15 protein-coding genes are annotated in these 12,718 nt (G+C 70.9%); 13 read left to right on the top strand and 2 right to left on the bottom strand.

What is annotated here, in order from left to right; all coding sequences use genetic code 11:
• Positions 1-121: 121 nt before the first annotated feature.
• Together VF522_RS10000 and VF522_RS09995 are read left to right on the top strand one after the other, a co-directional pair.
• The gene (locus VF522_RS10000) at positions 122-580 is read left to right on the top strand and encodes a hypothetical protein (protein ID WP_330908107.1); all 459 of its coding nucleotides are present in this window, start codon (positions 122-124) and stop codon (positions 578-580) included.
• A gap of 140 nt (positions 581-720) precedes the next feature.
• Positions 721-1,572, top strand: coding sequence for a hypothetical protein (locus VF522_RS09995; protein WP_330908106.1), 852 nt, complete (start codon positions 721-723; stop codon positions 1,570-1,572).
• A gap of 6 nt (positions 1,573-1,578) precedes the next feature.
• Here VF522_RS09995 and VF522_RS09990 read toward each other — a convergent pair whose 3' ends face one another.
• On the bottom strand, positions 1,579-1,974 hold the full coding sequence (locus VF522_RS09990; RefSeq protein ID WP_330908105.1) for a hypothetical protein: 396 nt from the start codon (positions 1,972-1,974) through the stop codon (positions 1,579-1,581).
• Between the two features lie 49 nt (positions 1,975-2,023).
• Here VF522_RS09990 and VF522_RS09985 point away from each other — a divergent pair, with 49 nt between their 5' ends.
• The 4 genes from VF522_RS09985 to VF522_RS09970 are packed head-to-tail and all read left to right on the top strand — an operon-like array spanning position 2,024 to position 4,868.
• Complete coding sequence (locus VF522_RS09985; RefSeq protein WP_330908104.1) at positions 2,024-2,521, top strand: cupin domain-containing protein; 498 nt, start codon at positions 2,024-2,026, stop codon at positions 2,519-2,521.
• Between the two features lie 30 nt (positions 2,522-2,551).
• A complete protein-coding gene (locus VF522_RS09980; protein ID WP_330908103.1) occupies positions 2,552-3,067 on the top strand; it encodes an ureidoglycolate lyase in 516 nt (171 codons plus the stop codon).
• Positions 3,061-4,275 carry an FAD-dependent oxidoreductase gene (locus VF522_RS09975; RefSeq protein WP_330908102.1) on the top strand — a complete coding sequence of 405 codons (1,215 nt, stop codon included), beginning with the start codon at positions 3,061-3,063 and terminating at the stop codon, positions 4,273-4,275. The genes VF522_RS09980 and VF522_RS09975 overlap by 7 nt, the downstream gene beginning before the upstream one ends.
• Positions 4,272-4,868 carry a DUF6151 family protein gene (locus VF522_RS09970; RefSeq protein ID WP_330908101.1) on the top strand — a complete coding sequence of 199 codons (597 nt, stop codon included), beginning with the start codon at positions 4,272-4,274 and terminating at the stop codon, positions 4,866-4,868. Before VF522_RS09975 ends, VF522_RS09970 begins: the two co-directional genes overlap by 4 nt.
• Positions 4,869-4,959: 91 nt before the next feature.
• Here the strand turns inward: VF522_RS09970 and VF522_RS09965 are convergent, their stop codons facing one another.
• The gene (locus VF522_RS09965) at positions 4,960-5,871 is read right to left on the bottom strand and encodes a LysR family transcriptional regulator (RefSeq protein WP_330908100.1); all 912 of its coding nucleotides are present in this window, start codon (positions 5,869-5,871) and stop codon (positions 4,960-4,962) included.
• 75 nt (positions 5,872-5,946) lie between these two features.
• Here VF522_RS09965 and VF522_RS09960 point away from each other — a divergent pair, with 75 nt between their 5' ends.
• The 7 genes from VF522_RS09960 to VF522_RS09930 all read left to right on the top strand — a co-directional run.
• Entirely contained in the window at positions 5,947-6,930 is a 984-nt protein-coding gene (locus VF522_RS09960; protein WP_330908099.1) for a hydroxyacid dehydrogenase, read from the top strand.
• A 1-nt stretch (position 6,931) separates the two neighbouring features.
• Positions 6,932-7,624 (top strand): RraA family protein, encoded by a 693-nt coding sequence (locus VF522_RS09955; RefSeq protein WP_330908098.1) that lies wholly within the window; start codon positions 6,932-6,934, stop codon positions 7,622-7,624.
• A gap of 26 nt (positions 7,625-7,650) precedes the next feature.
• Complete coding sequence (locus VF522_RS09950; protein ID WP_330908097.1) at positions 7,651-8,619, top strand: tripartite tricarboxylate transporter substrate binding protein; 969 nt, start codon at positions 7,651-7,653, stop codon at positions 8,617-8,619.
• A 29-nt stretch (positions 8,620-8,648) separates the two neighbouring features.
• On the top strand, positions 8,649-9,623 hold the full coding sequence (locus tag VF522_RS09945; RefSeq protein WP_330908096.1) for a tripartite tricarboxylate transporter substrate binding protein: 975 nt from the start codon (positions 8,649-8,651) through the stop codon (positions 9,621-9,623).
• A 13-nt stretch (positions 9,624-9,636) separates the two neighbouring features.
• The gene (locus VF522_RS09940) at positions 9,637-10,875 is read left to right on the top strand and encodes an alpha-hydroxy acid oxidase (RefSeq protein ID WP_330908095.1); all 1,239 of its coding nucleotides are present in this window, start codon (positions 9,637-9,639) and stop codon (positions 10,873-10,875) included.
• Entirely contained in the window at positions 10,872-11,741 is an 870-nt protein-coding gene (locus tag VF522_RS09935) for a CoA ester lyase (RefSeq protein ID WP_330908094.1), read from the top strand. The genes VF522_RS09940 and VF522_RS09935 overlap by 4 nt, the downstream gene beginning before the upstream one ends.
• Before the next feature lie 17 nt (positions 11,742-11,758).
• On the top strand, positions 11,759-12,718 hold a 960-nt coding region (locus VF522_RS09930; RefSeq protein WP_330908093.1), incomplete at its 3' end, for a CoA transferase.

Raw genomic sequence — 12,718 nt, 5'->3', positions numbered from 1 at the left:
CCATGCACGGCCGTGCCTGCGCGCGACTACGCACGCCATCCGCAACGTCCGACAGTCCGCAGCCCCGGCGGGCGCGTTTTGAAGGGACCATCCCACACATCCCCTCGAAGGAGGTCTCCCCATGAAGCTCCATGCCCTGATGTTCGCCGTGGCCGTCGCCACCGGCTCGGCCTTCGCCGCCGGCGCCTACGACACGCAGCCGGCTCCGCAAACGAAGGCCGGCGAGACGATGCACAAGGCCGGGTCCGAAGTCCGCGAGGCCGGCGCGGAAGCCAAGGCCGACGCGAAGAAGGCCGGCTCGGAAGTCAAGCACGCCGTGAAGAAGCACCAGGTCCGCCACACGGCGAAAAAGGTCCACAAGGAACATCACGCCAGCGCGAAGCACCATGGCACGAAGCACGCGAGCGCGAAGCACCACCCGATGCACGCCGCGGCGAAGCACCCCGGCCAGCACATGGCCTCCCGCAGCGACACCCGCATGATGGGAGGCGCCCCGGCGCCGGTCACCGACCTGAATGCCGGTGCGCGCGAGCGCCGCATGGACGATGCGTATGCGCACTGGCGCGCTCTGCCTCGCTAGGGCGAAATAAGGGCTTACAAGCCGCGTAAAGGCCTGGAGATTCTCCAGGCCTTTTACATTCGCGCCGTTGCTTCGCCGTGCCGGGTACCTCAACATCCTCATGAGAGCCCGATGTTGTTGAGGGTGACGCAGGAGGCGACATGGCGCGGAGTTCGAAAGTCGGTCTGCTTGGACTGCTGGTTCTCGCAAGCAGTGCGTCGGCCACCACGGTCGGGGACCTCAAGGGCCGGCCGCTCGCCGGGCAAGCCCTGGAGGTGAACATCCCTTTCGCGGTTGACGAGCCCAGGGACAAGGCCTGCGCCAGTGCCAGCGTCCGTTATGGCGGCGCGCCCGTGCGCTCGACGCTTCACGTGCAGGGGAGCGGCCTGAAGAGGAATCTCCTGGTGACCTCACGGGCGAAGGTGAGCGATGAACCCGTCACGGTCAACGTTCGCGCGGGATGCGGCAGCAGGGCCGTCACGCGCAGGTTCGTGATGGCGACGGGCATGACGGCGGCCAAGGCGCCGCCCATGGGCAGGCCGGCTGCCAGGCCGGCGGCCTTCCGCTTCGGCGGCAAGCCGGTTCCAGGTCCGGTCGCCTTGTTGCCTGCCGGGGAACCGCTGTTTCCCCCTGCGGCTCCGGAAGCCCTCCCCCACGACAGCAGCGCGCAGAAGGCAGACGCTTCGCTGGCGGAAGAATTGCGCCAGGCGCGAACCGATGCCGCTGCCGCCATCACCCAGCTCGATGCCGCACGCAAGGAACTGGCCGCGGTGCTCGACGTGGAGCGACGCACGCAACAGACGCTCATCCACTCCGGGCACCAGATCCAGGACGCGCAGTCCGAAGCCGCCCGCATGCGGCTGGTGCTGAAGTGGGTCGGAGCGGTGTTGACACTCGGCGCCGCGGGCCTGGTCTGGTGGGAGGTCCAGCGCGTGGCGTTCAGGAGGCGTACGGCAAGGGCACGTCCCCCGCAGGAACCCACCATCCTTTCCAGCGGCGAGATGCCGGCTTGAGACGATTCAGGGCAGCGGGACCTGCACGATCGCCGCGGCCCTGAGCTCCCTCACCCGTTCCTCCACGTAGTACCCCCCGTACTCCGTATAGCGCAGGAACGGCCGCGCGCACTGGACGCACTGCCACACCTCGCAGCGGTTGTACGGAAAGAAGCCCGGCGCGATCGGCGCATCCGGCGCCCACGCGCGCGTGCCGGCCGGGTGGTATTCCTCCAGCGTGGGATCGTCCACCTCCGGCCGGCGCAGCGTGCCGACGGGGCGCAGCCGCTCGCGGTCGAGCGACGAGGGCATCGCCTCCCAGCCCGGCGCCCTGACCGCGGCGCAGGCGGGGCAAGGCTGGCCGTCGTGCGCGGCGGCGAGCGCCTTCAGCTGATCGGTGTCCAGGAGCGGGAGGTCGGCCATGGCGGCATTGTGCTTGGAACGGCCGGGCGACCGGTGTACGCTGCCCGGCATGAGCCACGAGCACTCCGACCCTCCGCACGAGCACGCGACGAAATGGAAGCACGACGGCGTGCGGGTGATCCCCGCCGGCCAGCTCGATCCCAACGTGCCTTCGACGGCGGGCATGGACCGCAAGGCGGCGATCACCTTCGCCCGCGTCGGCGCGCAGAAGCTGTGGGCCGGCACGGTGACCATCCACGCCAATGCGAAGACCGGCGCGCATCACCACGGCCACCTGGAAAGCGTGATCTACGTCGTGAAGGGCCGCGCGCGCATGCGCTGGGGCGAGCACCTCGAGTTCACCGCCGAAGCGGGCCCGGGCGACTTCATCTACGTGCCGCCCTACGTGCCGCACCAGGAGATCAACGCCAGCCCCACCGAGGTGCTGGAGTGCGTGCTGTGCCGCAGCGACGGCCAGGCCGTGGCGATCAACCTCGACATCGAACCGGCCGAAAAGCCGGAGACGGTGCTCTGGATCGATCCCACGCATCCGACCGGAGCCGCCTGAGCGGCGCCTTGCATCCGAAGGTCCCGCATCGTGTCCCTGCCCACCCTGCTGCTGCGACCGCTGGACGCGCACGATTTCGCGCCCTACGGCGAGGTGCTGGAGCTTGCGCAGGGCCCCGCCCACGGCATCAACGAGGGCACCAGCGTCCGCCGCGACCTGCCCTCGCACCTGGAACTCACGCGGCACGGCGGCGCGCCGGCGCTCGCCACCTTCGACGCGCAGGCCCAGCCGGCCGAAGGTCCATGGAAGATGCTCGAGCGGCACCTGTGGGGCAGCCAGACCTTCGTGCCGCTGCAGGCCGGGCGCTGGGTGGTGCTGGTCGCGCGCGGCCACACGGCGCCGGATCCAGGAACGTTCGCCGCCTTCGCGGTGGGGCCCCGCCAGGGCGTGACGCTGCATGCGGGCACCTGGCACCACCCGCTGATCGCGGTCGATCCGGGCCTGTTCCTCGTGGTGGAGAGGATGGGCCCGGCGGTGGATTGCGAGGTGGCGCAGCTGGATCCTCCAGTGCGGCTCGGTGCGCCGGCAAGGGGACTGCCATGGTGAAGACCCAGTGCTGCATCGCCGGCGGCGGGCCCGCCGGCCTCATGCTCGGCTACCTGCTGGCGCGCGCCGGCGTCGACGTCGTCGTGCTGGAGAAGCACGACGACTTCCTGCGCGATTTCCGCGGCGACACCATCCATCCCTCCACGCTGACGGTGCTGGAGGACCTCGGGCTGCTGGAGGAATTCCTGCGCCTGCCGCACCAGGAGGTCGCCGAGCTCACCGGCGAGGTGTACGGCCAGCTCGTGACGCTGGCCGACTTCCGCCACCTGCCCGCCGCCCGGCCCTTCCTGGTGCTCGTGCCGCAATGGGACTTCCTCGATTTCATGGCGCGCAAGGCGAAGCTGTTGCCCACCTTCACGCTGCGCACCGGCGCGAAGGTGGAACGGGTGCTGGAGGAAGGCGGGCGCGTGGTGGGCGTGGAAGTCGCGCAAAAGGGCGAGGCTTTCGCGATCCATGCCGACCTCGTGGTCGCAGCCGACGGCCGCCACACCACCGTGCGCGAAAGCGCCGGCCTCGCCACGACCGACCTCGGCGCGCCGATCGACGCGCTCTGGTTCCACCTGGAGCGCACCGCGGAGGACCCGCCGCGCACCGGCGGCATCATCCAGCCCGGCGCCATGCTGGTCACGCTCAACCGCGACACCTATTGGCAATGCGCGTACGTGATCCCGAAGGATGGATTCGGCAAGCTGCAGGAGGAGGGACTGGAAGCCTTCCGGCAGCGCGTCGCCCGCTACGCACCCTTCCTGGCCGACGTGGTGCACAGCCTGCGCAGCTGGGACGACGTGAAGCTGCTCAACGTGCAGATCAACCGCATGCCGCGCTGGTGGCGCGAAGGCCTGCTGTGCATCGGCGACGCGGCGCATGCGATGTCGCCGGTGGGCGGCGTCGGCATCAACCTGGCGATCCAGGACGCGGTGGCCGCGGCCAACCTCCTCGCGCAGCCGCTGCGCGAGGGCCGCGTCACCACGCGATTGCTGGAAGCCGTGCAGCGGCGCCGCGAATGGCCCACGCGCGTGACGCAGCGCATGCAGGTGGCGGTGCAGGACGAAGTGCTCTCTCCGGTGCTGGCGCGCAGCGACGCGCCTTCCAGCGTGCCGCTGCCGGTGCGGATGCTGCAGCGCCTGCCGCTGCTGCGCCGCATCCCGGCCCGCGTGATCGGCATCGGCGTGCGGCCCGAGCGCGTGCGGCCGGAGCTGCGCGGATGAAGCACCGCTTCCAGTGCCTGTGCGGCAAGGTGGCCGGCGAAGTGGACGAGCCCCGGCGCGCCATGCGCGCGGTCTGCTATTGCCGCGACTGCCAGGCCTATGCGCACCTGCTCAAGCGGCCGGAGCGCGTGCTCGATGCGCTCGGCGGCACCGACATCGTCGCCACCCATGCACGCTACGTGCGCTTCACGCGCGGCCTGGACTCGCTGGCCTGCCTGTCGCTGTCGCCCAAGGGGCTGCTGCGCTGGTACGCGCGCTGCTGCAACACGCCGATCGCCAACACGCCGCGCGCCTGGAAGCTGCCCTACATCGGCTTCGTGCACACGTGCCTGCGGCAGCCCGATCCGTTCGAGCGCGATTTCCCGAAGGTGCAGATGCGCATCAACACCGGAAGCGCGCACGGCACGCCGCCGAAGGACAACTCGCCGCTCGGCTACGCGCGCTTCATGGCGATGGTGATGCGGCTCGGCGCCTCGCGGCTGGCGGGCGGCGCGAAGGTGCATCCCTTCTTCGGCGCGCAAGGGTCACCGGTGGTACCGATCCAGCTGGCCGACCGGGCGGCAGTCGACGCCGCGCGGCACGCAGCTGCTTGACTTGTAGGGTGGGAAACTTCGTTGCCCACCATTCAGCGCGCATGGTGGGCAAGCAAGCTTGCCCACCCTACACATTGCGGTCGCAGGACGTTCAGGCCGGCTTGCCGAACAACGCCTTCCCCTTCTGCCTGAGCAGCTTCAACACCCGCTCCGCCGCCGGCGACAGGTAACCCGCCTTGCGATAGGTCACCCCCAGGTCGCGCCGCAAGGTCGTCGCCTGCAGCTTCACCTCGCGCAGGTCCGCGCTGCGCTCCAGCGCCAGCGTGTGCCGCGACACGAAGGTCAGGAGCTCGGTGCGCGCCACCATCCGCGGCAGCAGCGCGATCGAGCCGCTTTCGAGCTTCACGTCCGGCGGCGGCAGGCCGCGCGCGCTGAAGGCGAGGTCCAGCCACTGGCGGCTGGGGATGTGCGCGCTGGGCAGCGCCCAGCCGTAGTCGAGCAGGTTCGCCATCTCCAGCTTGCGCCTCCGGAACACCGGATGGCTGCGGCTCGCGGCGACCACCACCACGTCCTCCACCAGCGCATGCGAGACGAGTTCGGGGTCGCTGTCGACGGCCAGGCCCACCAGCAAATCCAGCTTGCCCTGCCGCAGCTGCGAGCGCAGGTCGAAGCTGGGGCCCACCACCACGTCGACCTTCACCCGCGGCGCTTCCGCCAGCACGGCGCGGCACAGCTCCGGCACCAGGTGCTCCGCCGCGATCGGTCCGCTGCCCAGGGTGACGTGGCCGGCGGCACCCTGCGCGAAGTCGCGCACCTCGCGCACGACCTCGTCGCTCGCCGCGCGCAGCAGCCGGCAGCGCGCCAGCAGCACCTCGCCCACGGGCGTGAGCCGGATGCCGCGGCCGGCGCGCTCGAACAGGGGGCTGCCGATCACTTCCTCCAGGCGCTGGATGCACTTGGTGAGCGCGGGCTGCGAACGCCCCACCTCCTGGGCGGCGCGGCCCATGTGCCCCAGTTCCGCCACGGTCTCGAAGAAGCGCAGGTCGCGCAGGTGCAGGTCCATCGATTTCCAAAGGTGATGAATCGATGATCATTATCGAATGGACGGAATGAGTCGCGCCACCCAGAATCCGCCGCCATGACGTTCCAGGTTTTCGTGACGGCGCCGCGGCTCGCACCCGCCGGCCTCGCGCTGCTGCAGCAACAGGGCTGCACGGTGCGCTTCCTGCAGGACGCCAACAGCGCCGCCGAAGTCGAGGCGCAGATGGCTTCCACCCCCTTCGACGCGGTGATCTCGCGCACCGCCGACCTGAGTGCCGGCGCAATCGCGTCCTGCCCCACGCTGAAGGTGATCTCCAAGCACGGCGTGGGCGTCACCAACATCGCCGTCGACGCGGCCACGCGGCGCGGCGTGCCGGTCTACGTGACGCCGGGCGCCAATGCGCAGTCGGTCGCCGAGCTCACCATCGGCCTCATGCTCGCGGTTGCCCGCCGCATCGCCCACCTCGACCACGAACTGCGCGCCGGCCGCTGGACCCGCTCGCAGGACGGCCAGCAGCTGGCGGGCCGCCGCCTCGGCCTGGTCGGCTTCGGCCAGATCGGGCAGCGGGTCGCGCGCATCGCGCAGGCGCTGGGCATGGAAGTGCACGCCTACGATCCCGCCCTGCCCGCTACGTCGCCCGTTCCCGAGGTGAAGCTGCACGCGTCGCTCGCCACGCTGCTGCCGGTGGCCGACGTGCTGAGCCTGCACGTGCCCCTGTCCCGCGAAACGCGCAACCTCATCGATGCCCGCGCCCTGGATGCGATCCCGCGCGGCGCGCTGCTGGTGAACACCGCGCGCGGCGAGGTGGTCGACGAAGCCGCCCTCATCGAACGCCTGCGCGACGGCCGCCTGGCCGGCGCCGGCCTCGACACCATGGCCGAAGAGCCCCTGCCTCCCGGCCATCCCCTCACGCAGCTGCCCACCGTGGTCCTCACGCCGCACGTGGGCGGATCCACCGCCGCCGCGCTCGACGCGATGGCCGAAGGCGCCGCGCGCAACGTGCTCGGCTTCCTGCAGGGCCGCGCGCCCGATCCGCGCAGCTGCGTCAATCCCGAAGTCCTCCGTCCCCTCACCGTCTGACATGAGCACCAACGCATCCTGGCCGCCCGGCTACGCCATCCACCCGCGCGTCACCGCCCTCGATCCCGAACTGGTCACCGCCTTCCGCACGGTGCCCGCCGCGCACGCCAGCGACTGCATGGGCCGCGGCGTCGGCGCGCTGGGCCTCACCGCCTACCACCGCGACCTGAAACTGGCGCTCTGCGGCCCGGCGCTCACCGTGCGCGTGCGCCCCGGCGACAACCTGATGATCCACGTGGCGCTGCAGATGGCACGGCCCGGCGACGTGATCGTGATCGACGGCGCCGGCGACCTCACGCAGGCCTTGATCGGCGGGCTGATGCGTACCACCGCCATCGCGCGCGGCGTCGCCGGCTTCGTCGTCGACGGCGCGGTGCGCGACCTCGCCGAGTGGGCCGAAGGCGGCATCGCGGTCTACGCGCGCGGCCACACGCACCGCGGCCCGAGCAAGGACGGCCCGGGCGAAGTCAACGTGCCCATCGCCTGCGCCGGCCTGAGCGTCGCGCCCGGGGACCTGATCCTGGGCGATGCCGACGGCGTCGTCTGCGTGCCGGCCGCGCAGGCCGCGACCCTGCTGCCCCAGGTGCGCGCGCACGCCGCGCGCGAGGAGAAGATCCGCGCCGGCAACCGCGCCGGCACGCCCGATCCCGAACGCTTCAACGCCCTGCTGCGCCAGAAGGGCTGCCCGGTCTGATTCAACGACACGCAAGGAGACAAGACATGCAAAGACGCCAGGTCCTCGCCGCCGCCCTCGCGGCCACCGCTTCCACCGCCTTCGGGCAAGGCCCCACGTATCCGGCCAGGCCGGTCCGCTTCGTCGTGCCCTTCCCGCCCGGCGGCGGCACCGACACCACCTCGCGGATGATCTGCGAGAAATTCAGCACCCTCCTCGGATGGACGATGGTCGTCGACAACAAGCCCGGCGCCGGCGGCAACATCGGCCTGGACTTCGTCGCGAAGGCCGCGCCGGACGGCTACACGATCGGCATGGGCCAGGCCTCCAACCTCGCGGTCAATCCCTCGCTGTACGCGAAGATGCCTTTCGACCCGCTGAAGGACCTGACGCCCATCGTGTCGATCGCCGAACAGCCGGTGGTGCTGGTCGTGCGGGCCGACTCGCCGTTCAAGACGCTGGCCGACTTCGTGCAGGCGGCGAAGGCGCGTCCCGGCAGGGTCGGCATCGCGCAGGCGGGCAACGGCACCGTGGGCCATCTCGCGGGTGAACTGCTCGAGCGCCGCGCCGGCATCCAGGTGCTGCAGGTGCCGTACAAGGGCGCCGGCCCGGCCATGAACGACCTGCTCGCCAGCCAGGTCGAGACCTACTTCGGCAATTCCGTGTCCGTGATGGGCCAGCTGGCCGCGGGCAAGATCCGCGCGCTGGCCGTGAGCTCGGCCCGCCGGATCAGCGCACTGCCCAATGTCCCCACGGTGGCCGAACAAGGCTACGCCGGCTTCGACGCGACGACCTGGCTGGGACTCGTCGGCCCCGCCGGTTTGCCCGCCGACATCGTGGCGAAGATCAACGCGGAGACGGTGAAGATCCTCGCGCGCTCCGACGTGAAGGACAAGCTGGTGCAGGAAGGCAGCGAGCCGACGCCGGGCACGCCGCAACAGTTCGCCGCGCACATCCGCGCCGAGCACGCGAAATGGGGTACGCTGATCCGCGAGGCCAACATCCGCATCGAATGACCTCGATCAGAACCACGGAGACAATACCGATGAAAACTTTCGCATTGCGCGGCGCCGCGTTCGCGCTCGCCTGCACCCTGCCCTTCGTTGCAATCGCGCAAACGCCGGCCTGGCCGGCCAGGCCGATCACGCTGGTGGTGGGCAGCGCGGCCGGCGGCTCCAACGACACCTTCGCGCGTGCGATCGGCAAGAAGCTGTCCGACGTGCTGGGCCAGCCCGTGGTGGTCGACAACAAGCCCGCGGGCGGCGGCGTGCTCGCCAACGCCTTCGTCGCCAAGGCGCCGCCCGATGGCTACAACCTGGTGGTGCTGTCGTCGACCTTCACGACGGGCGCCGCGATCCGCACCAACCTGCAGTACGACGCCATCAAGAGCTTCAAGCCGGTGGCGATGCTGGGCAAGGGCCCGCTGCTGGTGACGGTGGCGAACGATTCGCCGTACAAGACCATCGGCGATCTCGTCGCGGCGGCGAAAGCGAATCCCGGCAAGCTGAATTACGGCACTTCGGGCGCCGGCAGTATCAACCACTTCGCCACCGAACTCTTCACCGACGCGGCCCGCATCAAGATGACGCACGTGCCGTACAAGGGCATGGGCCCCGCGACCAACGACCTGCTGGGCGGCCAGATCCAGGTGCTGGTGGCGAGCGCGCCTTCGATCCTCGGACAGGTGAAGGGCGGCCGCGTGCGCGCGCTGGCGGTGACCACGGCGCAACGTTCGCCGGTCGCGCCGGAACTGCCTTCGCTGGAGCAGTCCGGCTACAAGGGCAGCGCCACGGAACTCTGGTGGGGCGTGCTGGCACCGGCGGGAACGCCGCAGCCGGTGGTCGATCGCCTCAACACCGAGATCAACAAGATCGTCGCCTCCGCCGAGATGAAGGAGTTCTTCCTGAAGGAAGGCGCCGAGCCGGCCCCGATGAAGGCGGCCGATTTCGAGGCCTTCATCGCCGCCGAGATCGAGCGCTGGAAGCAGGTCGCCAAGGCCGCCGACATCAAGCCGGAATAAGCGCTTCTTCTCCATGACCGCCACGCCCCTGCCCGCGCTCGCGGGCGGATCGCGCACCGTCGCGGCCGGCACGCCGCGGCGGCTGCGCCGCATCCTCTCGCTGGAGGATTTCGAGCCGGCGGCGCGGGCGGTGCTGCCGAAACCGATCTTCGGCTACGTCTCCGGCGGCTGCGAGACCGATGCCTCGCTGCAAGGCAACCGCGCTGGCTTCGCCGACTACGGCTTCGTCACCCGCGTGCTGCAGGGCGTGGCGCAGCGCTCGCCGGCCACCACGCTGTTCGGGCAGACCTGGTCGGCGCCCTTCGGCATCGCGCCGATGGGGATGTGCGCGCTGAGCGCGTATCGCGGCGACATCGTGCTGGCCCAGGCCGCGGGTGCGGCCAACATCCCGATGCTGTGCAGCGGCACCGGCCTGATCGCGCTGGAGGACGTGCGGCGCGCGAACCCCGACGCCTGGTTCCAGGCCTACGTGCCCGGCGAGCCGGCGCGCATCGAGGCGCTGGTGGAGCGCGTGGCGCGCGCCGGTTACGGCACGCTGGTGGTGACGGCGGACACGGCCGTATCGGGCAATCGCGAGAACCACGTGCGCGTGGGCTTCTCCAGTCCGCTGCGCCCGAGCGTTTCGCTGGCGTGGCAGGGGATCACGCATCCGCGCTGGCTGTTCGGCACCGCGCTGCGCACTCTGGCCACCCACGGCATGCCGCACTTCGAGAACTCGCAGGCCGTGCGCGGCGCGCCGATCCTGGCGCGCAACGTGGTGCGCGACTTCGGCGCCCGCGACCACCTCGGGTGGGACCACCTGCGGCTGATCCGCAAGCTGTGGACGGGCCGGCTGGTGGTGAAGGGCCTGCTCAGCGCGGAGGATGCGCGTTCGGCCCGCGACTGCGGCGCCGACGGCATCATCGTGTCCAACCATGGCGGCCGCCAGCTCGATGGCGCCGTGTCGCCGCTGCAGGTGCTGCCGGAGATCGTCGCCGCCGTGCCCGACCTTCCCGTGATGATGGACAGCGGCGTGCGCCGCGGCAACGACGTGCTGAAGGCGATCGCGCTGGGCGCGAGCTTCGTCTTCATAGGCCGTCCCTTCCTCTACGCCGCCGCCGTGGCCGGCGAGCCCGGCGTGCGCCACGCGATCGACATCCTGCAGCAGGAGATCCACCGCAACATGGCGCTGCTGGGCATCACGCGGCTGGAGCAGGTGCGCGAGGGCCGCGTGGTGCGCACCCGCCCGGACGGCTATCCTCCCGCTCCATGAGAAGCAAGCTGTTCGTCCCCGGCTCGCGGCCGGAACTGTTCGCCAAGGCGCTGGCCTCGGGCGCCGATGCGATCTCCATCGACCTGGAAGATGCGGTGGTGGAAGAGCGCAAGGCCGAGGCGCGCGAGGGCGTGCGCGACTGGCTGCGCACGCGCACGGAAACCGCGGGTCCGCTCGTCATCGTGCGCGTGAACGCCATGGACACGCCGCACTTCGAAGCCGACGTGGCTGCCGTGGTGCAACCCGGCCTCGACATCCTCAACCTGCCCAAGCCGGAGAGCGCCGACGACGTGCGCGCCGCCGCCGAGGCGATAGCGCGCGCCGAGCGCGCCAACGGCGTCACGCGGCCGGTCCGCCTGCTGCTCAACATCGAGTCGCCGCGCGCCTTGCGCGAGGCGGCCTCCATCGCCGCGGCCAGCGAGCGCGTGATGGGCCTGCAGGTCGGGCTCGGCGACCTGTTCGAGCCGCTGGGCGTCGACCGGCGCGAGAACGCGGCGGTGCAGCAGGTGCTGTTCGCCGTGCGGATGGCGGCCGCCGAAGCCGGTGTCGACGCCTACGACGGCGCCTTCGCCAACGTCAAGGACACCGAAGGCTACCTCGCCGAAGCCCGCCTAGCGCGCCGCCTCGGCCTTTCCGGCAAGACCTGCATCCACCCGAGCCAGGTGGCGCTGGCGAACGAAGCCTTCCGCCCCAGCGACGCCGAGATCGAACACGCCGTGCGCGTGACGCAGGCGGCTGCGCAGGCGGACGCCTCCGGCACCGGCGCCTTCCTCGTCGACGGCCGCATGATCGACAAACCCTTCCTGCAGCGCGCCCGCGTGGTCGTCTCCATCGCCGAGCGCCTCGGCCTGCTGCCCGACGCCTGAACCCACGGAGCCCTCCGATGACTGCCCGCAACGCCGGACCGCTGACCGGCATCCGCGTCCTCGACCTCAGCGCCTACATCGCCGGCCCCTACGGCTGCGCGCTGCTGGCCGACCTCGGCGCCGAGGTGATCAAGGTCGAGCCCCCCGAGGGCGACAACCTGCGCAAGTACCCGTCGACCCTCGCTGCCGAGAGCCGCGCCTTCGTCGGCGTGAACCGCAGCAAGCGCGGCGTGGTGCTGGACCTGAAGAACGCCGGGGACAGGCAGCGACTGCTCGCGCTCGTGCGCACGGCCGACGTGCTGGTGCACAACTTCCGTCCCAGCGTCCCCGCGCGGCTGGGCATCGCCTACGAGCAGCTGCGCGACGTCAACCCGCGCCTCGTCTACTGCGCCGTGACCGGCTACGGCGAAGCCGGCCCGCTGAAGGACAAGGCCGGCTACGACCAGGTGCTGCAGACCATGACCGGCATGTGCACGCTGCAGGGCCCGGCCGGCGGTCCGCCCGAGATCGTCTACGGTTCGGTGGTGGACTACTACGCCGCTTCGCTCGTGGCCGGCGGCGTGTCGGCCGCGCTGTACGAGCGTGAGAAGAGCGGCGAAGGCCAGTACGTCGGCGTGTCGCTGCTGCGCTCGGCGCTGGCGATGCAGTCGGCCCGCATGGTGTGGGCCGACAGCGAGCCGCGCGAAGTCGGCCGCGACATGCGCTCCGGCGGCATCACCGGCCTGCATCCGACCCGCGAGGGCCACCTCTACATCTCCGCCAACACGCCGCATTTCTGGCAGGCGCTGTGCACGAAGACCGGCCTGCAGGAGCTGCTGGTCGAGCGCTACGACAGCGTGCGCAAGCGCGCGCAGCACCACGACGAGATCGTGCCGAAGCTGCGCGCCGCGCTGGCCGCGCGCAGCGCGCTCGAATGGGAAGCGCTGTTCGGCGAGGAAGTGCCTTGCGCGGCCGCGCGTTCCGTCGAGGACATGTTC

The organism is Ramlibacter sp. (assembly GCF_036383835.1).
Taxonomy (GTDB): Bacteria; Pseudomonadota; Gammaproteobacteria; order Burkholderiales; family Burkholderiaceae_C; genus Ramlibacter.
Note: the sequence above shows the minus strand (reverse complement) of the source record. Positions and strands in the feature narration are given on the sequence as shown.